Here is a 22521-nt window from a genome sequence, read left to right as displayed (position 1 = left end):
TCCGTGCTGCACCGACACAGAACGGCAAGACTCTGCGTGGCCCTCGCGGTCACCGGCGCCCTGGCCGGCACCGCTGCCTGCGGAGGCGACTCGGGGTCCGGCGACGACGGCAAGGTCACACTCAGCGTGAGCTGGTGGGGTGAGAACAGCCGGCACAAGATCACTCAGCAGGCCATCGACCTCTTCGAGAAACAGAATCCGGACGTCACGGTCAAGTCGTCGTACTCCGACTGGAGTTCCTATTACGACCAGTTGACCACCAAGGTCGCCGCCGGGGACGCCCCGGACGTCTTCGCCATCGAGATCCGCAAGCTCGGCGAGTTCGCCCGCAAGAACACGCTCGCCGATCTCAAGGGGCTGGTGAACACCGCCGACCTCGATCCGAAGCTGCTCTCCAGCGGCACCGTGGACGGCGCCCAGTACGCCATCCCCACCGGCGCCAACGCCTGGGCCGTGATGGCCAACACCTCCGTCTTCAAGAAGGCCGGGGTGCCCCTCCCCGATGACTCGTCCTGGACCTGGAAGGACTACCAGGACGTCAGCACCCAGGTCACCAAGGCCGGCGGCAGCGACCTCTACGGCACCCAGATCAACTTCAACGACGCCTTCCTGAACGCCTTCGCCACACAGCGCGGCGAATCGTTCTACGACAACGGCAAGATAGGCGTCTCGACCGGCACCCTCGCCGACTGGTACCAGCTCAGCGCGGACATGATCAAGAGCAAGGGCTCCCCCGACGCCTCCCTCAGCAACGAGCTGGACGCCAACAGCATCGAACAGTCGCTCATCGGCACCAACAAGGGTGGCATGGGCATGTTCTGGACCAACCAGCTCAGCGCCGCCAGCACGGCCTCCGGCGAGAAGATCGACCTGCTGCAGATGCCGCGGGAACCGGGGGCGACGAGCAGCGGCATGTTCCTCCAGCCGGCGATGTTCTGGGCCGTCGGCGCACGCAGCGAGCAGCAGAAGGCGGCGGGCAAGCTCATCGACTTCCTCGTCAACGACCCGCAGGCGGGCAGGATCCTGGGCAGCGACCGCGGCCTGCCGATGAACAGCAAGGTCCTTGAGGAGATCCGCGGCGACCTGCCCGCGGCCGACCAGGCGTCGCTCGACTACGTCGACAAGGTCCGCGACAAGCTGGCCGATCCGCCCTCCGCGTATCCGGACGGCGCCGCCGACATCCCGGACATGCTGAAGCGCTACGGCCAGGACGTCATCTCCGGCGCCAAGACCCCCGAGGCCGCCGCCGAGGGGTTCCTGGAGGAGGCGGACAGCACGCTCGGCTGACCCCCGGTACGCCGTCGCTCAGGGTGAACCGTCCGCGTCCGAAGACCCGCTTCGTAGACCGCTTCGTAGACCCGCTTGGGAGACCCGCTTTGGAGGAGCCGCCTGTGGAATCGCGTGGGAAACGCCGCTACGCCGTCGTCGGGCTCGGCCACCGCGCGCAGCTGTACGTCGACGCGCTGCTCGGTGACTGGAGCGACACCGGAGAGATCGTCGCGCTGTGCGACACCAACCGGACCCGGATGGACTTCTACAACCAGCGCATCGCCGCGACGGGCCGGGGCCTCGTGCCGTGCTTCGGCCCGGACGGTTTCACCGCGATGCTGGCGGGCGCCGACGCGGTGGTGGTGACCTCCGTGGACGCCACCCACGCCCCCTACGTGTGCGCCGCCCTGGACGCCGGGGTGGACGTCGTGGTGGAGAAGCCGCTCACCATCGACGCGGAGGGCTGCGCGGCGATCGCGGCCGCCGCCGAGCGCAGCAGCGCCCGGATCACCGTCACCTTCAACTACCGCTACTCGCCGCGGAACACGGAGCTGCGGCGACTCATCGCCGACGGCGCCGTCGGCCAGGTGACCTCCGTGCACTTCGAGTGGGCGCTGGACACCGTCCACGGCGCCGACTACTTCCGGCGCTGGCACCGGGACCGGACGCGCTCCGGCGGGCTGCTGGTGCACAAGTCCACGCACCACTTCGACCTGGTGAACTGGTGGCTGGACGCCAGCCCCGAGCTGGTGTTCGCCCAGGCGGACCTGCGCTTCTACGGCAGCGAGAACGCCCGCGGTCGCGGCCTGGGCCCGCGGCCCCCGCGCGGCACCGGAGCGCCCTCGGCCGACACGGACCCCTTCCTGCTGGACATGTCCCGCGACGAACGGCTCGCGCGGCTCTACCTCGACGCCGAGCACGAGGACGGCTACCAGCGGGACCAGGACGTGTTCGGCGACGGCGTGACCATCGACGACACCATGGCGGTGCTGGTCCGCTACGACAACCGCGCACTGCTGACGTACTCGCTGCACGCCCACGCCCCCTTCGAGGGGTACCGAGTGGCGGTGAACGGCACCGAGGGCCGGGCCGAGTTGGAGGTCTGCGAACGCGCCTGGACGCCGACGCACGCCGCCATCGACCCCTCGGCGCGCGGCAAGGAGCACGCCGAAGGAGCGTGGGAACGGCTGACCCTGCAACGGCACTGGTCTCCGCGGGAGGAGATCGCCCTCCCTGACGAAGGGGACGGCGAGCGGGCGGGCGGCGGACACGGCGGCGGGGACCGGCTGTTGCTCGACGACGTCTTCCGCGGCCGCCCCGACCGTGACCCCCTGAGCCGGCGGGCGGGATACCGCGACGGCATCCGCAGCGTGCTCGTGGGCGTCGCGGCGAGCACCTCGGCCCGCACGCACCGACCGGTGACGCTGGTGGAGAACGGCACCCGACTCGGATGACCCTCTCCATACTTGTACGTCACGTATGCCATACGGTGGACGAGACCTGAGAGCTGTTGCCGCATGAATGCGCCCGTGCCTGGCACCACACCGGCCGTTCCCATCCCCTCCAGGACCCGGTTCGTCCTCGAACACCTCACGCAGGACATCCTCACCGGCCGACTGCCGCCGGGACAGCCACTGGTCGAGATCGAGCTGGCCAGGCGGTTCGGGGTGTCCAAGACTCCCGTACGCGAAGCACTCAAGACGCTGGCCGGACGCGGACTGGTGGTGATGAGCGAGTTCAAGGGCACGGCAGTGCGCGCCGTGGACGCGACCATGGCCCGCTCCGTCTACGACGTGCGGCTGATGCTCGAACCGGAGGCGCTGCGCCGCGGCGTTCTCGCATGCTCGGACTTCCCCGGCGCCCAGGAGGCCCTGGACCGCGCCGACGCCGCCGAGGACCGGGCCGACCGCTCCCTGGCCAACCGGGATTTCCACCGCGCGCTCTACCGCTCCTGCGGCAACCCGCTCCTGGTGCGGATGCTCGACGACCTGCGCGACCAGGCGGCGCTGGTCTCGGTGGCGGCCTGGGAGTCCACCCCCAGCTGGGAGCGGGAGGCAAAGGAGCACCGGCGGATCCTCGGCCGCGCGCGGGAGGGCGACGCGAGCGGCGCCGCGCACCTGCTGCACGACCACATCGCGGGCTTCGTGCGCCGCGCCTTCCCGCAATCCGCAACGGGCGAGAGCCGGCAGCCGGACATCGCGCACCGGTCCGAGGCGGCCGGCGGGTAACGGGGGTTTGGCCGGCGGCGGGCCGACCGGAAGCGGAGGTCGGCTCGTCTCCCAGTCTCCCGCGGTGTGCCGGGAAGCCTGGTGCGGTGGCCGGCGTCACCCGGGCAGCGGCGCTTTCAGCGGGACGGTGAGGCACTCGGGGGCGCGGGGAAGATCCGGTGCAGGGGCCGTACGAACAGGCAGGTCAGTCGCCATGCCACGAGCAGCGCCAGGACCGGCACGATGAGGCGCGGCAGCCCGGTGGCGGGTCCCGGCGGCGTGAGCGGGACCAGCGCGAGAGTCCCGCCGACGCTCAGGGACCAGGCCAGTACCGTCAGCGAGGAGACGGCCACCGTCACAGGAACGCCGCCCATGCCCCACCGACGGAGGTCCATGTCCGTGTCGAAGCTGCCGACGGAGGTGAAGCCCGCGACGACGAGGAACCAGAAGCACACCACCACGACGAGGGCGGCCGTCAGGAGGATCGTGGGCAGGCCGGTGGCGACCGCCAGAAAGGTCCACACAGCTCGTCCCCCGTCCGCCCGCGTGCCATCAGTCGTGTTCGGTGGTGCACCGTTCGCTCCGGGTCACCGGTGCCGGACACCTGCCGGTGTCCGGCACCGGTGACCCCCGTGGTGCTCCCCGCTGTCATGGTGCACGGCCGGGACACACCCGCGCATTGCCGGTTCCCGGCAGCATTCATTAGGGTCTGTGTGCCGGTGAGCCGCTAAGAAACCGTCACCGGGGCGTCAAGAAACCTGGGGGTGGCGTGACTGATCGGGAGATTCCCGAGCAGTATCTGGAGGGCTATGCCCGCATCCTGGCAGAGGTCTCGGCCACGGGCCGACGCCTCACCCGGGAGGAACTCACCTCCCGCCGGGCCCTCGGGGAACAGGCCGCGGACGCCGGCCACGGACTGCGCGCCCTCGTCAGCGCCCACCTGACCGCCGCCCGCGCGACATGGCCCACCACCTCCGGCTCGGCGGACAGCGCCCTGGCAGCCGTACACCAGGTCATCGACGCGTTCGCCGAGGGCTACGAACGCGCCCAGCGCCAAGCCGTACGCCAGGAAGAGGCCGCGCGCCGCGAGTTCATCGACGACCTGCTCTACGGCCGCAGCGACCTGGGCCGCATCGCCGAACGCGCCGAGCGATTCGGCCTGCGTCTCTCCCACGCCCACGCCGTCGCCGTCGCCCAGGGCCCCACCGCCTATGAAGAAGGCGACCCGATCCCCCGCCGGGTGGAACACGCCCTCATCTCCCGCTTCGGCGACCGCAGCATCCTGCTCACCACCAAGGACGGCCGGCTGCTGTGCATCGCCCCCGGCCACCAGGACGAGGTCCTCGCCCACTTCGCCAAACAGGCCCACGCCGCCACCGACGGCGGCCGGGTCGCCATCGGTCGCCCCCAGCCCGGACCCGGCGGTGTCGTGCACTCGTACGAGGAAGCGCTCAACGCCCTCGAACTCGCCGAGCGGCTGGAGCTGGAGGACCCGGTCCTGCGCGCCGCCGATCTGCTCGTCTACCCCGTGCTGACGCGCGACCGGCAGGCCATGGCCGACCTCGTGCGGAACACCCTGGGCCCGCTCACCACGGCCCGAGGCGGCCCCCAGCCCCTCCTGGACACCCTCACCGCCTATTTCGACTCGGGGTGCGTGGCCGCCGAGGCCGCCCGCCGTCTCTCACTCAGCGTGCGCGCCCTGACCTACCGGCTGGAACGCATCCAGAAGCTCACCGGCGCCAACCCGGCTGATCCGGCCCACCGTTACATGCTCCAGACGGCGGTGATCGGCGCCCGCCTGCTCGACTGGCCCGCCAAGGAACTCTGACACCGCGCCGGGGAGCGCGACCGTCCGGGCGCCCAGCTCGTCGGCCAGGTCGGCTGTGCCGTCGCTCACACCGCCGGAGGCCGCATTTCCTTGGCCCAACTCGTCGGTAATGTAGCCGTGTTGTGCTCCACGACTTCTACCACGGAGGACGTTGTGTCCGGATCCGTCATCCTGGCTGGGGCCCGTACCCCCACCGGTCGTCTGCTGGGGGCTCTGAAGGACTTCTCCGGTGCCCAGCTCGGGGGCATCGCGATCAAGGCGGCTCTGGAGAAGGCGGGGGTGGCGCCCGAGCAAGTGGAGTACACGATCATGGGGCAGGTGCTCACCGCGGGGGCCGGCCAGATCCCGGCCCGCCAGGCCGCGGTGGCCGCCGGCATCCCGATGAGCGTCCCGGCGCTGACCGTCAACAAGGTGTGCCTCTCCGGGATCGACTCGATCGCGCTGGCCGACCAGCTCATCAGGGCCGGTGAGTTCGACCTGGTGGTGGCGGGCGGCCAGGAGTCCATGTCGCAGGCTCCGCACGTGCTTCCCAAGTCGCGTGCGGGCTTCAAGGCCGGTGACGTACCGCTGGTCGACCACATGGTCCACGACGGCCTGTTCTGCCCCTTCGACCAGCTGGGCATGGGCGTCTCGACCGAGAAGTACAACAGCCGCTACCCCGGGGTGACCCGGGAGAAGCAGGACGCCTTCGCCGCGGCCTCGCACCAGCGGGCGGCCGCCGCGGCGGCCGCCGGGCGGTTCGCCGAGGAGATGGTGCCGGTGACGGTCCCGCAGCGCAAGGGTGACCCAGTGGTGTGCGACACCGACGAGGGCGTGCGTCCCGACACCACGGCGGAGGTCCTGGCGAAGCTGCGTCCCGTGTACAGCGCCGACGGCACCATCACGGCGGGGACCGCGTCGCAGATCTCCGACGGCGCCGCGGCCGTGGTGGTGGCGAGCAAGGCCAAGGCCGAGGAGTTGGGGCTGCCCTGGATCGCCGAGATCGGCGCCCACGGCGTGGTGGCCGGACCGGACGGAAGCCTGCACGAGCAGCCGTCGAACGCGATCAGGGCCGCGCTGGCCAAGGCCGAGCTGGAGCCGTCCGACCTGGACCTGGTGGAGATCAACGAGGCGTTCTCCGCCGTCGGCATCGTCTCGACCGAGCAGCTGGGCATCAGCGCGGACATCGTGAACGTCGACGGCGGAGCCATCGCGCTCGGCCACCCGATCGGCGCCTCCGGCGCCCGGCTCATCGTCCACCTGGCCTATGAGCTGCGCCGCCGTGGCGGCGGTCTCGGCGCTGCGGCGCTGTGCGGCGGTGGCGGGCAGGGCGACGCCCTGCTGATCCGCGTGCCGTCCGCCTGACGGCTGCCGGTCGGAGCAGCGCGGCCGGGAGCCGGAGGAACGACACGGTCCCCTGGGGGCGGCACGTGAGGGCCGCGCCCAGGGGCCCCATCCGCACGTGGAACCGGGGGTCACTGGGTGGGCGTGACCCGGTCCTCCGGCGCCTGCGCCGCGGCCGTCGGCGCGGGTTTCGGCCGCAGCATGATGAGCATCGTGCACACCACGGCCGCGCACAGGATGTTGACGGCCATCGCGGCGACATAGACGTGGTGGAAGGACGGGATGCCGCCGGGGGCCGGGCCCGCCGCCATGATCGAGGCGAATCCGGCGACGCCGACGGCACCGCCGACCTGGCGCACCGTCAGGGTCATGCCGAGGCCGCCCGCGAACTTCTGCGGGGGCACCGTCCCGGCCGCCAGCGAGGACAGGCAGGTGATGGCGAGGCCGAGTCCGCCGCCGCCGAGGATCGCGGCCGGTAGCCAGCCGCCCCAGAAGTTGGGCGTGGATCCGAAGAGGCCGGACGCCCAGATGGCGTTGCTGCCGGTGAAGGACAGCGCGCCCAGGACCGTCACCTTCACCTGGGTCGCCGGTCGGGTGAGCCGTCCGGCGGTCAGTGAGCCCGCCATCGAGGAGACGGCTCCGATGCTCAGGGCACCGGCCGTCTGCAGGACCGACCAGTGCCAGATGTCGGCGGCGAACAGCGGGGCGGCCAGCATCCACGCGAACATCGTCATGTTGAGCATGCCGAGGCCGAGGTTGGCGGTCCGGAAGACGGGGCTGCGCCACACCGTCATCTCCAGGGCCGGTGCCGGGTGCGTGCGCGACCGCAGCACGGTCACGGCGACGAGCGCCAGCCCGGCCAGCCCGAGTCCGATGGTGCGGACATCTCCCCAGCCCCAGGCGTCCCCCTCGGTGAGCGCGCTCACCACCCCGCCGATGCCCAGGGCGAGCGCGATGCTGCCCACCGCGTCCGGCAGCCGGTCCCCGGTGCCGCGCAACCGCTGCCTCGGCAGCATCACCACGGCGGCGACCAGCATCGCGCCGCACAGCGGGAGGTTGACGTAGAACACCGAGCGCCAGTCGAAGGCGCGCAGCAGCAGTCCGCCCGCGGCCGGTCCGATGACGGCGGAGAAGCCCGCCACCGCGGACCAGGTGCCGACCGCTCTGGCGATGCGCTCGCGCGGTGTCGTGGCGAGGATCAGGCCGAGCGCGGCGGGGATCATGCCGCCGGCCGCCGCGCCCTGGACGACCCGCGCCGCGATGAGCCACCAGATGGACGGCGCCACCGCGCAGACGAGGGAGGCGACGGTGAAGGCGGCCAGGGACCAGAGGAAGACGGTGCGCCGGCCGACGCTGTCGGCGATCCTTCCGGCGGGTGTGAGCACGGCCGCCAGCAGGATCGTGTAGCCGCTGAGGACCCACGTCATGGTGTTGAGCGACGTACCGGGGAATTCGTCCAGAATGTCTGGAAACGCGATGCTGATGATCGAGAGGTCGAGGAAGGCCATGAAGCTCGCGCCGCTGCACAGCGCAAGGACGTGAGCCGGGTTGACCTCCTGCGTCGTGCGTGTGCGCTCAGCCGACTCGTCGGGCATGCCGTTCCCCTCAGCTCGTGTGCGTCGTCGAACTCGCCTGCGGTCCAACTCGGTGCGTGGGGAGGGTGGTTGAAGCGATGCAGCCCGAGCAAGTGTGCCCGTCCCCCGTCGATGGCGGGGCGAATTGCGTGATCAGTACATGTGATGACCATCACTCACGATTCACTCGAAGATCTTTGCCGCCATGCCTTGCGGTGGCTCTCGCGGCAGGCCAATGATGGGTCGGGGCGCCCGGGGGAGGAACAGGCGCAACGGCGGGGGCCGCTACCGCCCCATCGCACGACAGCACGCCTCTGCAGCCCGGAACTTCCGCACGTCTGCACGACGGATCTTCTGCACGACGGCACTACTGCACTACTGCACGACAGCGTTTCTGCACAACAGCACTTGCGCAGTTCGGCAGTTCAGCACTTGGCGTACTTGCAATCCTGACAGCGCGGACGACTCACGGCGCAGCGGCTCGCACGACTGCTGGTGAGGCGCACGCCGCTCGATCACGGGGGAATCGGCACGGGTGCACGGGGGATCAGCCCTGTGCGCGCGCTTGAATCCGGCACCTGTAGGCCCTCATAGGTCTGCCTCGGGTGCCGTTGCCCTGCCCCGGGACGGGCGGCGCCCGTCGGACGCGCCGCGGTCATCACGGGGAGGCACGGCAATGACTTCTTTGAGTTCCGTCCTGATCGGTGGCGGGAGCGTACTCGCTCGCTGCGGCGAGGTACTCGTGGCGGAAGGGCACCGGATCGCAGCCGTGGTGACCGGTGACGCCACCGCCCGGTCCTGGGCGGTCAAGGCGGGCATTCCGCACCATGGACTCGCCGAGGCCGTGGCGCTCGCACCGCGGTTGTCCTGCGACCTCCTGCTGAGCGTCGGCAACTACGCGGTGGTACCCGAAGCGCTGCTGCGTTGCGCGACGCGGGCCGCCGTCAACTACCACTACGGTCCGCTCCCCGAGTACGCGGGCCTGCACACGCCGTCCTGGGCCATCGCGGACGGGGCGCGGGAGTACGGCATCACCTGGCACCGCATGGCCGAAGTGGTCGACGGCGGTGCGGTGCTGAGGCGGGTACCGGTGGCGATCGAGCCCGAGGACACCGCGCTGTCGCTGGGCCTGAAGTGCGACGAGGCGGCCGTCGCCGGCCTGGCCGAACTGATCGACGAGATCGCGGAGGGCCGCGAGACCTCCACCCCCCAGGACTCCGCGACACGCCGCTACTTCTCGCGGCACACCCAGTTCGCCGCCGAGGGACTGATCGACTGGAGCCTTCCGGCCGAGCGCGTCGCCGCCATGGTCCGGGCCACCGACTACGGCCCGTTCGCGAGCCCGTTGGTGTGGCCCAAGGTCAACCTCGACGGGCATTTCTACGCCGTCCGGGGAGCCCGCTCCCAGACCGGCGCCGCTTCCGCCGCAGAGGACACCGCCGCCGCGCCCGGTACGGTCCTCTCCTGCGACGACGCGTCGGGCCTGCGGGTGGCCACAGGTGCCGGAAGCCTCACCCTGACCCGGCTGTGCACCCTGGAGGGCGAGGAGCGGCCCGTCGGCGCCATCGCGGCGGCCCAGGGGGTCCGGCCCGGCACGATCCTGGACGTCCCCGGCGAGGACGCGAGCGCGCGCCTGACCGAGGCGGGCGTCAGAGCCTCCAAGGCCGCCGGCCGATGGCGTGAGCGCCTGATCGAGAGCGGCGACCATCCCTATCGCCTTCCCTACCCGCAGCCCCGCCCGGGGGCCGGTGCTGAGAGCGTCGAGAGCACCGAGAGCGCACAGCAGCCGGACCCCGTCCTCGTACGATGCCAAGTCCCGCTCCACGAAGGCGTCGACGGCGGCGACGGCCTGGAAGCGTCCGCGGCGGCCGCCGCCCACCTGGCCGGTGCGCTGGGCATCTTCCTGAGCCGGGCGAGCGGCAGGCGGGAGGTCCCCCTCGCGATGGCAGCCCCCCGCGAGGGCGTCGACGCCGCGCACCGGGACCTGTTCGCCGCCTGGCTGCCCCTGCTGTGCCGCGTCGACACCGACGCGACGATCTCGGAGAACCTGCGGGCGGTGCGGCGGGAGTTCGCCCGCGGCCAGGAGCGGGGATGGATCCGCCGCGACGCCGTCGGCCGGGACGAAGCGCTTCGGGAACGCTGGAACAGCGGCGCACTGACACCGGACGTGCTGATCTCATGGGGCGCCCGCGACGCCGCCGGCCATGGCTCCGCCGGCCACGACGGCCACCGTCCGAAACTGGAACTCCACGTCCAGCAGGACGGCGCCGAGGACGGTGCGCTCGTCGCCTTCCACTACGACGCCACACGCCTGCCGGCCCAAGACGTCGCCCGGCTGGCCGGCCAGTTCGCCGCGTGGTGCGGCCGACTCCCCGCCGCCGCGGAGCAGCGTCCGTCCGCCGCCGACCTCCTCGCGCCAGACGAACGCGCGGCCCTCGTCGAGGAGTTCAACGACACGGCCGGCGCCACCGCGGACCTCCCCGAGCAGGGCCTGCACCGGTTCTTCGAACAGGCCGCGCGCGACCATGCCGAGGACACGGCACTGGTCTGCGCGGACACCAGCCTGACCTACACGGAGCTCAACACCCGCGCCAATCGGCTCGCCCACGCGCTGACCGACCGGGGCGTGGGCCGCGGCGATCTGGTCGGCGTGGCCCTGGACCGCTCGATCGACCTGGTCGTGGCCCTGCTGGCGGTCATGAAGACGGGCGCCGCCTATGTGCCCGTCGACCCCAGGTTCCCGGCGGAACGCATTCGCCAGATGATCGACGACGCCGATCCCAAGCTCATCGTCACCCCCGCCGCCGCACCGGCCGGCCTCGCCGCCTGGGACACCCGCTGCGTGAGCGTCCACCTGGGTGGAGAGCTGAACGCCGACGGGGACCTCGCGGCCGAGGTGGGCTCCGGCGACCTGGCCTACGTCATCTACACCTCGGGCTCGACCGGCCGCCCCAAGGGAGTCGAGATCACCCACGGGGCACTGTGCAACTTCCTGGCAGCCATGCGCGAACGGCCGGGGTGCGCCGCCACCGACCGGCTGCTGGCGGTCACCACCGTGTCCTTCGACATCTCCGTGCTGGAGCTGTTCCTGCCGCTGCTGTGCGGCGCGACCACGGTCATCGCGCAGGCCCAGGAGACCCTGGACGCCAAGGCCCTGACCGGGCTGATGGAGCGGCACGCGATCACCATGATGCAGGGCACCCCCGCCACCTGGCAGCTGCTGCTGGACGGAGGCTGGCAGGGCACCCCCACGCTGAGGAAGATCCTCTGCGGCGGTGAGGCGCTGCCCCGCGACCTGGCGGACCGGCTGCTCGCCGCCGGAGCCGCGGGGACGGTGTGGAACATGTACGGCCCCACCGAGACCACCGTGTGGTCCACGGTCTGGGAGGTGGCGGACCGGGCAGAGGAGGACGGCATCCTCATCGGCAGCCCGATCGACCGCACCCAGGTCTACGTCCTCGACGAGAACCTGTCGCCGCTGCCGCTCGGCTTCCCCGGAGAACTGTGCGTCGGCGGCGCCGGAGTGGCCCGTGGCTACCGCAACGACCCCGGGCAGACCCGGCTCCGCTTCGCCGACAACCCCTTCCACCCCGGCACCCTCTACCGGACCGGCGACCTGGCCCGCTTCGTCGAACCCGGCAGGCTGACACTGCTGGGACGCAACGACCGCCAGGTCAAACTGCGCGGCCACCGCATCGAGTTGGCCGACGTCGAGGCGGCCGTCAGCCGCCATGAGTCGGTCCGCCGCGCCGTGGTGGTCGGCCGGGACGAGCAACTGGTCGCCTACTGCGTCCGCGACGCGGCCGCGGCCGGTGATCCGGTTCCCGCCCCGGCGGACCAGAGCACCGCCCTGGCCGAGTGGGCCGCCGCCTGGGACCGCGCCTACGAAGCCGGTACCGACACCGCCACCGCTGTCTCCGGCCCCGGCACCGATCCCGTCACCGCCGACGCCACGTTCAACCTGGCGGGCTGGCGCAACAGCTACGACGGCCTCCCCTTCTCGGCCGGGGAGATGCGTGACTGGCAGCGCGGTTCCGTCCGGCGCATCCTCTCGCACGCACCGGAGAACGTCTTCGAGATCGGCTGCGGCAGCGGCCTGATGCTGTTCAGCCTGGCACCGCACTGCCGCACCTACCACGCCGTGGACGCCTCCGCAGCGGCCGTCGAGACGACCCGGCGGCACCTGGCCTCGCTGCCGCACGTGACCTGCGAGCAGCGCGCCGCCCACGAACTCCCCGAGGTCGCCGAGGGAGCCTTCGACACCGTGGTCCTCAACTCGGTGGCCCAGTACTTCCCCAGCGTCGACTACCTGACCTCGGTGCTGGAGTGGGCGACCAGGGCGGTCACGAGAGGGCGGGTGTTCCTCGGTGACGTACGCGACCTGTCGCTGCTGGACGTCTTCCACGCCGACGTGGCCCACTTCCGCGCGGACGGGGAGGCCGGCGGGATCTCCGCCGGGGAACTGGCCCGCCGCACCGAGCGCGGTATGCGCGCCGAGCGCGAACTGGTGCTCACCCGCGACTACTTCGCCGGCCTGCCGCACCTGTTCCCGCAGATCACCCGCGTCGACATCACCCTGCGCGACGGCCGCTACGTCAACGAGATGACGCGCTACCGCTACGACGTCACCCTGCACATCGGCGAGGACGCCCGGCCCACCACCCCGGCGGCGGAGAAGGACTGGGAGACCGACGGCCTCGACCCGGCCGCGCTCCGCGCCGAGCTGGGTTCCGTCGCCGACCGCCCGCTCCGCCTCAACGGCATCCCCAACGGCCGGCTGGGCGAGGTGTGCGGCCGGGTCGCCTCGGCCCTGGACATCATGGGCGCGAACACCTCGGTGGTGCCCACGTCCTGGGTCGACCCCACCGACCTCGCCGACCTCGCCCATGAGGCGGGCCTGGAACTGGCTCTGCTGCCCAGCCGCTCCGGTGGCACCTGGCGGTGCGACGCCCTGTTCTGGCGGACCGGCCAGACCCCCGACCTCAGCCCGCACCCCGCCGAAGCGCCGGCCCGCGACGCGCTCGCCGGGTACGCCAACACGCCCGCGGTCGGCGAAGCGCCCAGGACCCCGCTGCACCGCGTGCTGCGCCCCTGGCTGGCCGAGCGGCTGCCGGAGTACATGGTGCCGGCGTTCATCGTGGAGCTGGACGAGCTTCCGCTGACCCCGAACGGCAAGATCGACGAGAGCGCGCTGCCGGACCCCGTCGTGGAGGTCGACGCCACCGCCAAGCCCGCCACCGAACTGGAGCGGGACATCATGGCCATCTGGGCGGACGTGCTCGGCCACGACCGGATCGGCGTCAACGAGAACTTCTTCGAGATAGGCGGCAACTCGCTGCGGGTCGTCCGCGTCCAGAGGCGGCTGGAGGAACTGCTGGGCCGCCCGGTCTTCGGGGCCAAGCTGTTCGAGCACTTCACCGTCAAGACCCTGGCCGCCTACCTGGCCGGCGACACCAGGACCAGCCGGGAGGTCGTGCCCGACCGCCGCCGCGCCGTCCACGACGAGCCCATCGCCATCATCGGCATGGCCTGCCGCCTCCCCGGCGACGCCAACACCCCGGAGGAGTACTGGGAGCTGCTGGAGCGCGGCGGGGACGGGATCGTCGAGGTCCCGAAAGACCGCTGGGACGCCGAGGCCCTGTACGACCCCGACCCGGAGGTGCCCGGCACCTCGTACTGCAGCCGGGGCGGGTTCGTCACACCCATCGACCTCTTCGACGCCCCCTTCTTCGGCATCTCGCCGCGCGAGGCCCGCTCCCTCGACCCCATGCAGCGCATGGTGCTGGAGACCACCTGGGAGGCGTTCGAACGCGCCGGCTACACCATGGACCGGCTGCGCGGCAGCCAGACCGGCGCGTTCATCGGCGTCGGGAAGAGTTCGGCGTACCACGAGTACGGCCTCACCATGGCCGGCGGGCTGACCGACCTCGACGGCTACGTGGGGCCGGGTTCCGCGGGCGGCACCATGTCCGGCCGGGTGTCGTACGTGTTCGGCCTGGAGGGCCCGACCCTCACCCTGGACACGGCGTGCTCCTCCTCCCTGGTCACCACCCACCTGGCCTGCAACGCGCTGCGAGGCGGCGAATGCGATCTCGCGGTGTCGGCCGGGGTGAGCCTGATGCTCACCCCCGAACTCCACGTGGAGTTCAGCCGCCTGCGCGGCATGTCGGCGGACGGGCGCTGCCGGTCGTTCTCCTCCGACACCGACGGCACCGGCTGGAGCGAGGGCTCCGCCGCGGTCGTCCTCAAGCGGCTGTCCGACGCCCAGCGCGACGGCGACCCCGTCCTGGCCGTCCTGCGCGGCACCGCCGTCAACCACGACGGTCACAGCGCCAGCCTGACCACGCCCAGCGGTCCCGCCCAGCAGCGGGTCATCCGCGCCGCCCTGGCCACGTCCGGACTCCAGCCGGACGACATCGACTACCTGGAGGCGCACGGCACCGGCACCAAGCTGGGCGACCCCATCGAGGGCACCGCGCTCGCGGAGGTCTTCGGCGGCAGCCACTCGGACGAGGTGCCGCTGTGGGTCGGTTCGGCCAAGTCCAACCTCGGCCACACCCAGGCCGCCGCCGGTCTGGCCGGCGTGATGAAGGTCGTCCTGGCCATGCGCCACGACACGCTTCCCCGGACCCTGCACGTCGCCGAGCCCACCCCCGCCGTGGACTGGAAGGGCGCCGGCATGGCGCTGGTCCAGGAGCAGCGGCCGTGGCCGGCGAAGGACGTGCCGCGCCGCGCGGGCGTCAGCTCGTTCGGCATCGGCGGTACCAACGCCCACGTGATCGTCGAGGAGCCGCCGCGGCCCGCCGCGAAGGACGCCGAGGAGGACGTGCCCGCGCCGCTGCCGCCCACGGTGCCGTTCGTGGTGTCCGGCCACACCGACGCCGCCCTGCGCCGGCAGGTGGAGAACCTGCACCGGCACATGGGCATGAACATCCAGGACCGCCTCGGCGACGTGGCCCTCTCCCTGGCGACCACCCGCAGCCACTTCCGCCGCCGGCTGGTGCTCCTCGTCAAGGACAAGGCCGAACTCCTCGACAAACTGGCCGCCTTCGCCCGTACCGGGGAACTGCCCGCGGAGTCGGTGCGCACCGGGAACCACACCGAGGAACCCCGGCCGGCCCTGCTCTTCACCGGCCAGGGCAGCCAGCTTCCGGGCATGGGCAAGGACGTCTACGACGTCCACCCCGTCTTCCGCGAGGCGCTGGACGAGGTCGCCGCCCGCTTCACCGGGCTGGAGAAGCCTCTCCTGGAGGTGATGTGGGCCGACCCGGACAGCGCGGACGACGAGGGCACAGCCCTGCTGCACCGCACCGACTTCACCCAGCCCGCCCTGTTCGCCCTTGAGGTGGCGCTGTGGAGGCTGTGGGAGAGCTGGGGTGTGCGGCCGGACCTGCTGCTCGGCCACAGCATCGGTGAGCTCGCCGCCGCCCACGTGGCGGGGGTGTTCGACCTGGACGACGCCTGCCGGCTGGTCGCGGCGCGCGGCCGGCTGATGCAGGCCCTTCCCGCCCGCGGCGCCATGGTGTCGCTGGAAGCCGGCGGCGAGGAGGCGGAGACCGCCATCGACGCCCTCGGGCTGCGCGGCAAACTGGACGTCGCCGGACTCAACACGCCCACGCAGACCGTGCTGTCCGGTGACACCGACGCCGTCGAGGCGATCGCCGCCCACTTCACGCAGCGGGGCCGCAAGGCCAAGCGGCTGACGGTGTCCCACGCCTTCCACTCGCACCACATGGACGGCATGCTCGCCGACTTCCGGGCCGTGGCGGAGACCGTCCGCTTCCGCCCACCGCGGATCCCCCTCGTCAGCAGCCTCACCGGCGAGCTCGCCGCGCCGGGCGAACTGGAGCAGCCCGGCTACTGGGTCCGCCAGGTCCGCCACGCGGTCCGCTTCAGCGACGGTATGCGCAGCCTGCGCCGAGAGGGCGTGAACACCTTCCTGGAGCTCGGTCCGCAGGCCGTGCTGTCCGGCCTGGGGGCGTCCTGCCTGGCCGACGAGGGGCCGGTGTCCTGGCTGCCGTCCTGCACCCCGGGCAGGAACGGCGCCTCGGTCGTCCAGCGGAGCCTGGCCGAGCTGCACGTGCGGGGCGTCGCGGTCGACTGGGACGGCTACTTCGCGCCCTTCGGCGGTGGCCGGGTGGCGCTGCCGACGTACGCCTTCCAGCGGGAGCGGTTCTGGTTCGAGCCACCGCTGTCCCGCGAGGTCGGCGCCGGTCTGAACCCCACCGGCCACCCGCTCCTGGGCGGCGGTGTGGAGATCGCCGGCACCGAACTGTCGCTGTTCACCAACGTGGTGGCGACGGACCAGCCGGTGTGGGTGCAGGAGCACCGGGTGATGGACGCCGTCCTGATGCCGGGCACGGCGTTCTTCGAGGCCATGCGGGCGGCGGGCGACGCGGCCCACGAGGGCGAGTGGGACCTGTCGGACGTGGTCATCGCCTCGCCGCTGGTGCTCGCCTCCGGGGTGCCGGTGCGGACGCAGGTCACCGTGGGTCCGGCGATCGGTGAATCCCGTCCCGTCCAGGTCTACAGCGCGCCCGAGGGTGAGGACGGCGCCTGGCAGCTGCACGCCGAGGGCCGGATCACGCCCGCGGAGGGCGCCGGTGCCGGCACCGCGGTGACGGTGCCGCCGCGGGGTGCCGAGCCCCTCGACGCGTCCGCCCTCTACCACGACCTGGACGCGCTCGGCTACGGCTACGGGCCGACCTTCCGGGGCATCAAGGAGGCTTGGCACGTGGGCGGGGAGGTGTGGGCCAGGGTCGCGCTGCCGGAGAGCGCGGAGCAGTCCGCCGCCGGCTACGTCCTGCACCCGGCCCTGCTGGACTCGGCCATGCACTCGCTGCTGCTGACCCAGCGGCTGCAGAACCGGACCGGCGAGGACCTCTTCGTGCCGTTCGAGGCCGAGCGCCTGTCGCTGCGGGTGAAGGGCCTGGCGGAGATCTGGGTCCGGGTCGCCGACTTCGAGCTGGGCGACGGCGAGTTCTGGGCCTCCCTCGACATCCACGACGGCGACGGCGCCCATGTCGGCCGGCTGCACCGCCTGCACGCGCGGCGGGTGGACCGGGCGGTGCTGCGCCGTCTGGCCGCGGCCGGGGTGGACCGCTTCCAGTTCGATGTCGACTGGCGGCATGCCGACACCGAGAACGTCGAACTGGGCGGTTCCTGGGGCATGATGACCCCGGCCGGGGACGTGCCGTGGGCGCGGGAGGTCAAGACCCTTCTGGCTCGGGCCGGTATCCAGGTGATCAAGGTCCGGGAACTGGAGGACGCCGAGGACCTGGACGGACTGGTCTGTCTGTGGGACTCCGACGCGGAGGTGCCGTCCCAGGCCCACGCGTTCGCCGCCAGGGCACTGGAGCAGCTCCAGGAGGCGGTGGGTACCGAGTTCCGCACCCCGCTGGTCTGGGTCACCCGCCGCGCGGTGGGCACCGGAGCCGACGACCTGGTCTCCGGGCTGGGCGCCGGCCCGCTGTGGGGCCTGATGCGGACCGCCCGCAACGAGCATCCCGAGCTGAACCTGCGCCTGATCGACCTCGGCGAGGAGGAGGCGGACCGCAAGGCGCTGCCCACCGCGTTGATGCTGGAGGCCGAACCGGAGTGCGCGCTGCGCCACGGCGAGGTGCTGGTGCCGCAACTGCTGCGGGTGGGCTCGGCCCAGGACCTGGAGATACCGGCCGAGGGCCGCTGGCAGCTGGAGATCGCCGTCAAGGGCCGCCTGGACGAGCCGCTGACGGTCAAGTCCCTGCCGGAACGGGCCCTCGCACCGGGTGAGATCCGTGCCGAGGTGAGGGCCGCCGGGGTGAACTTCCTGGACGTCCTCAACGCCCTGGGCATGGTGGAGATCCCCGCGTTCGGCCTGGAGTTCGCCGGTGTGGTCACCGAGGTCGGCGGCAGCGTCGACCAGGTGAAGGTGGGCGACGCCGTGCTGGGCCTGGCCCGCGGCTCCTTCGCCTCCGAGGTCGTCACGGACGCGCGGCAGGTGGTGCGCATGCCGGAGCACCTCAGCTTCGAGGAGGCCGCCACCATCCCGATGACCTTCCTCACCGCCTGGTACGGCCTGCACGAACTGGGCGCCCTGCGTCCGGGCGAGCGGGTGCTGATCCACGCCGCGGCCGGTGGCGTCGGCATGGCGGCGGTGCAGCTGGCGCGGCTCCACGGCGCCGAGGTCTACGGCACCGCCAGCGAGCCCAAGTGGCCCGCGCTGCGCGAACTCGGTCTGGACGACGCCCATCTGGCGTCCTCGCGCGATCTGGGCTTCGTCGAGCACTTCGGCAAGGACACCGGCGGCGGCGAGTCCGGCGGACGCTTCGACGTGGTGCTGAACTCCCTGGCCACCGAGTTCATCGACGCGAGCCTGGGCATGCTGGGCAGCGGCGGACGGTTCCTGGAGATGGGCAAGATCGATGTGCGCGAGCAAGCCGCCATCGACCAGAGCCATCCGGGCGTGACCTACACCGTCTACAACCTGCCCGAGGCGGGGCCGGACCTCATCCAGCGGATGCTGGCCTCCATCGCCGAGCTGTTCACGCGGGGCGAGCTGGCGCCGCTGCCGCTGCGGGCCTTCCCCATGACCCACACCTCCGACGGCCTGCGCTTCATCGCCCAGGCGCGGCACGTGGGCAAGGTGGTGCTGGTCCCGGCCCGGCAGCGGCAGTTCGTCCGGCCGGACGGCGCGGTGCTCGTCTCAGGTGGCGCCGGCGACCTCGGCCGGCGCGTGGCCAGGTGGCTGGCCGGCACCCACGGCGTACGCGACCTGGTGCTGACCTCCCGTCGCGGGATGGCGACCCCGGGCGCGCAGTCCCTGGTGGAGGAGCTGTCCGAACTCGGCGCCACGGCCACCGTGGTGGCGTGCGACGCGGCCGATCGCGACGACGTCGCCGCGGTGATGGCCCTGTTCGGTGACAGGCGCCCGCTGCGCGGCGTGGTCCACGCGGCGGGTGTGCTGGACGACGGCGCCCTGACGGACCTGACGCCGGAGCGGTTCGACGCGGTCTTCCTGCCCAAGGTGGACGGCCTGTGGCATCTGCACGAGCTGACGCAGGACATGGAGCTGGACTTCTTCGTGATGTTCTCCTCCATCGCGAGCGTCATGGGAGCACCCGGCCAGGGCAACTACGCCGCCGCCAACGCCTTCCTGGACGCGCTCGCCCACCTGCGCCGGGCCAAGGGCCTGCCGGCCACCTCGGTGGCCTTCGGTCCCTGGGAGGGTGAGGGCATGGCCGCCGGGCTCAGCGAGTTCGACCGGGCGCGCTTCGCCCAGCTCGGCCTGGACCGGCTGGCACCGGACGAGGGCCTGGAACTCTTCGAGCTCGCCGTCAGGAGTGGCCGCGCGCTGACCATGGCCGCCGCGCTGGACCTGAACCGCGTGCAGCACTACTTCGAGAACCGCGGCGGCATACCGCCGTTGTTCCGCGCGCTGCTCAGCGGCAACGCCGGCCGGCGCTCCCGGGCCGGCGGCGGAACGGACCTGCGCAAGCTGCTGGGTGAGGCCGCGCCGGAGGAGTACCCGGCCGTGGTGCTGGGCGTGGTCCGCGAGGAGGTGGCCAAGACCCTGGGCTTCGCCTCGCCGGAGGCCGTGGACGTCGACGTGCCGCTCCAGGACATCGGCATCGACTCGCTGACCGCGGTGCTGATGCGCAACCAGCTCGCGGACCTGACCGGACTCGCCCTGCCCGCGAAGATCGCCTTCGATCATCCCAACCTCACCTCACTGGGCGACTTCCTGCTGGCGAAGCTGCTGGAGGCGGGGCTGGACGCGGCGCCCGGAACGGCCGGCGGCACGGCGGCCGACGAGGTGGCCGAGTCGGCCGCCGCCGCGGACGTGGACCTGACCACGGCCCGGAAGGGCTGCCTGCACCCCGACCTGCGCTTCGACAACGCCACCGCGGCGCCGGTACGCCCGGAGGCGGTCTTCGTCACCGGCGCCACCGGATTCGTCGGCGCCTACCTGCTGCACGAGCTGCTCGCCTCCGAGGTGGTCGCCTACTGCCTGGTGCGGGCGGACGACGCCCGCCAGGCCATGGAGCGCCTGGTCGGCACCCTCGACGGCTACGGCCTGTGGAAGGAGGAGTTCGCGCCGCTGCTGAACCCGGTGGTGGGCGACCTCGCGAGGCCGCTGTTCGGCCTGGACGAGGAGGACTTCGACGAGCTGGCCGACCAGGTGGACGCCATCTGCCACTCCGGTGCCCTGGTGGACTGGATGCGGCCGCTGGAGGACTACATCGGCCCCAACGTCGTCGGTACCCACGAGGCGCTGCGCCTGGCCTCGCGCGGTCGCGGCAAGGCGTTCCACTTCGTCTCCACCTTCGCCACGCTGCCCAAGTACCTGGGGTACGAGGTCACCGAGGACGACCGGGAGTACGGCTACCTGACCTCCAAGTGGCAGGCGGAGCAGATGGTCGCCGCCGCCCGCTGGCGCGGCGCGAAGGCGTCGACGTACCGGCTGCCGTTCGTGGGCGCCTCGACACGCACCGGGCACTTCCGGCTCGACCGCGGCGACTTCCTGCACAACCTGATCACCGGCAGCCTCGAGATGGGCAGCTTCCCGTCGCTGGCCGCCGACCTCACGGCGGTGCTGCCGGTCGACTACCTGGGCCGGACGATCGCCGAGGCGATGACCGGCGACCTGGCGCGCATCGGCAGGGACTACGACTTCGTCAACTCCGGGGCCCCGGCCTTCGACCGCTTCTTCGAGATGGTCGGTGCCGCCGGCGGCGGGGCGGAGATAGTGCCCTTCGACGCATGGCGGCAGCGGGCGCTGGCGTTCGCCGCCGGGCATCCGGCGAGCCCGATGGCCCGGATCGCCGCCCTGGTGGACGGCCTGACGGCGGACGGCCTGGCGGACATGTTCGCCGCGCTCCCCGTGGGTGGCGCCGTCTTCGGCGCGGAGGACTACCCGTCCCCGCCCCTCGACGAGGACTTCGTCCGCACCTATGTGGACCGCATCAACACTTCCGACCGAGCGGAGAACACGACGTCATGAGCGACGCGACCCAGGCGGCAGACGCGACGGTGGACGACGACGCCACGGTCACCGGCACCTACCAGAAGACCGGGACCTTCCTGCACTCCTCGGCGGCGGCGCACGCCGAGCAACTGTCCCCCGTGCTGGACAAGTACCAGGTGGACAAGGGGGAGATGGAGTCGAGGCTGCCTCCGCGACGGACCCTGAACACGAGCTGCTTCCACCCCGAGGTGCACCCCACTCAAGTCGTCCGGATGAACCTGGACGACGGCCTGGCGGACAATCTGGCACGCCAGCTGCGCTGCCAGGCGGTGATCCAGGAGAGCTTCGCCGCCGCCTCGATCGGCAGCTACTTCCCGGTCTCCACCATGTTCGAGAACTGCGTGCTGTTCGTGCCCTCGGCGAAGCGCTTCTACGACCTGAACCAGGACATCGTCCAGGAGCATTTCCCCGAGGTCGAGACCGCGGTGGTCAACGCCTTCATCGTGCCGGCCGAGAAGCGGCCGTACGGCACCCACGCGGCCAGCTCGATCGCCCTTCAGATCCCGTCGCTGGTGAAGAAGCAGCTCGGTTTCCCCACCGAGTACCGCAGCTTCCACACCGCTCTGACCCCGACACCGCTGAGCCGGCAGCCCTTCGTGATCTTCGAGGAGGCCGAGGTGGAGGCCCCGAACCTCCCGTACGTCTACGAGAAGATGCTGGAGTGCGGCCTGCAGGGCGAGGAGAAGGACGCCGTCGACAAGGCGCTGTACCTCTTCCTGGAAGGGAAGCTGTCCGAGATCGACCTGCCCTCGGTGCGGGACTTCCTGATGGCGATGTACTGGGCGAAGACGTACGCCGACAAGCCGTCTCCCGGCTACTACTGCGACAGCCGGGTGGGCGACGCCCTGGTCTTCGACAACTACCGGGCCCACGCCGACAGCACGCTGCCCCGGACCACCAAGGACCGCCTCACCATCGACCTGCGCTGCTTCAACAAGGTGCACTACCCGAAGGGCATGACCAGCGGCCTGGACTTCATCGTCGACCCGGACGAGCGCGCCTACCAGACCAGGCGCAAATGGGCGTCGATCGAGTTCCTCCTCGCCACGCTCGGCTACGAGAGCGTCGACGAGTTCCTGCGCCTGGTGTTCGGCGGGACCCGGCGCGCGGCGGACCTCGATCCGTTCGGCCTGATGACCGACCTCCAGTTCGGCATCTACAACAAGTCCGAATACCACCTGCTGGACCAGAACCTCGACGACCACTACGAGCGGGTCGAGGCCCTGTACGACCGCATCGCGAAGGAGGGCGAGTACGTCCTGCCGGAGCGAGCCAGGCAGTGCCTCGCGGCGCTGAGCAAGTGAGGAACGCGCG

General features: G+C 71.8%; 9 protein-coding genes. 7 read left to right on the top strand and 2 right to left on the bottom strand.

Features of this window, described 5'->3' with window-relative positions; all coding sequences use genetic code 11:
• The first annotated feature begins 3 nt into the window (after positions 1 to 3).
• The 3 genes from ABZ078_RS01630 to ABZ078_RS01620 all read left to right on the top strand — a co-directional run bounded on the left by ABZ078_RS01630 (position 4) and on the right by ABZ078_RS01620 (position 3497).
• Positions 4 to 1287 carry an extracellular solute-binding protein gene (locus tag ABZ078_RS01630; RefSeq protein WP_356570531.1) on the top strand — a complete coding sequence of 428 codons (1284 nt, stop codon included), beginning with the start codon at positions 4 to 6 and terminating at the stop codon, positions 1285 to 1287.
• A gap of 104 nt (positions 1288 to 1391) precedes the next feature.
• Entirely contained in the window at positions 1392 to 2723 is a 1332-nt protein-coding gene (locus tag ABZ078_RS01625) for a Gfo/Idh/MocA family oxidoreductase (RefSeq protein ID WP_356570529.1), read from the top strand.
• A 63-nt stretch (positions 2724 to 2786) separates the two neighbouring features.
• Positions 2787 to 3497, top strand: coding sequence for a GntR family transcriptional regulator (locus ABZ078_RS01620; protein ID WP_356570527.1), 711 nt, complete (start codon positions 2787 to 2789; stop codon positions 3495 to 3497).
• A gap of 116 nt (positions 3498 to 3613) precedes the next feature.
• On the opposite strand, the gene ABZ078_RS01615 is transcribed toward ABZ078_RS01620, so the two are convergent.
• A complete protein-coding gene (locus ABZ078_RS01615) occupies positions 3614 to 4000 on the bottom strand; it encodes a hypothetical protein (RefSeq protein WP_356570525.1) in 387 nt (128 codons plus the stop codon).
• A 245-nt stretch (positions 4001 to 4245) separates the two neighbouring features.
• Here ABZ078_RS01615 and ABZ078_RS01610 point away from each other — a divergent pair, with 245 nt between their 5' ends.
• Both ABZ078_RS01610 and ABZ078_RS01605 read left to right on the top strand, forming a co-directional pair.
• On the top strand, positions 4246 to 5304 hold the full coding sequence (locus tag ABZ078_RS01610; protein ID WP_356570523.1) for a helix-turn-helix domain-containing protein: 1059 nt from the start codon (positions 4246 to 4248) through the stop codon (positions 5302 to 5304).
• Positions 5305 to 5457: 153 nt separating this feature from the next.
• Positions 5458 to 6648: an acetyl-CoA C-acetyltransferase gene (locus ABZ078_RS01605; RefSeq protein WP_356570521.1), complete on the top strand. Its 1191-nt coding sequence runs from the start codon at positions 5458 to 5460 to the stop codon at positions 6646 to 6648.
• 110 nt (positions 6649 to 6758) lie between these two features.
• Here ABZ078_RS01605 and ABZ078_RS01600 read toward each other — a convergent pair whose 3' ends face one another.
• Positions 6759 to 8222 carry an MFS transporter gene (locus ABZ078_RS01600; RefSeq protein ID WP_356570519.1) on the bottom strand — a complete coding sequence of 488 codons (1464 nt, stop codon included), beginning with the start codon at positions 8220 to 8222 and terminating at the stop codon, positions 6759 to 6761.
• A gap of 655 nt (positions 8223 to 8877) precedes the next feature.
• Between ABZ078_RS01600 and ABZ078_RS01595 the strand changes: the two genes are divergently transcribed.
• Entirely contained in the window at positions 8878 to 21183 is a 12306-nt protein-coding gene (locus ABZ078_RS01595) for an amino acid adenylation domain-containing protein (protein WP_356570517.1), read from the top strand.
• The gene (locus ABZ078_RS01590) at positions 21180 to 22511 is read left to right on the top strand and encodes a hypothetical protein (protein ID WP_356570516.1); all 1332 of its coding nucleotides are present in this window, start codon (positions 21180 to 21182) and stop codon (positions 22509 to 22511) included. Before ABZ078_RS01595 ends, ABZ078_RS01590 begins: the two co-directional genes overlap by 4 nt.
• Positions 22512 to 22521: the final 10 nt, after the last annotated feature.

This window comes from Streptomyces sp. NPDC006385, assembly GCF_040612485.1.
Lineage (GTDB): Bacteria > Actinomycetota > Actinomycetes > Streptomycetales > Streptomycetaceae > Streptomyces.
The sequence above is the reverse complement of the archived record's forward strand: the minus strand, read 5'-3'. Positions and strand labels throughout refer to the sequence as shown.

Coding starts and splice junctions, on each gene's coding strand:
- ABZ078_RS01595 (WP_356570517.1), top strand. CDS start 8,878: ATGACTTCTTTGAGTTCCGTCCTGATCGGTGGCGGGAGCGTACTCGCT.
- ABZ078_RS01590 (WP_356570516.1), top strand. CDS start 21,180: ATGAGCGACGCGACCCAGGCGGCAGACGCGACGGTGGACGACGACGCC.
- ABZ078_RS01620 (WP_356570527.1), top strand. CDS start 2,787: ATGAATGCGCCCGTGCCTGGCACCACACCGGCCGTTCCCATCCCCTCC.
- ABZ078_RS01600 (WP_356570519.1), bottom strand. CDS start 8,222: ATGCCCGACGAGTCGGCTGAGCGCACACGCACGACGCAGGAGGTCAAC.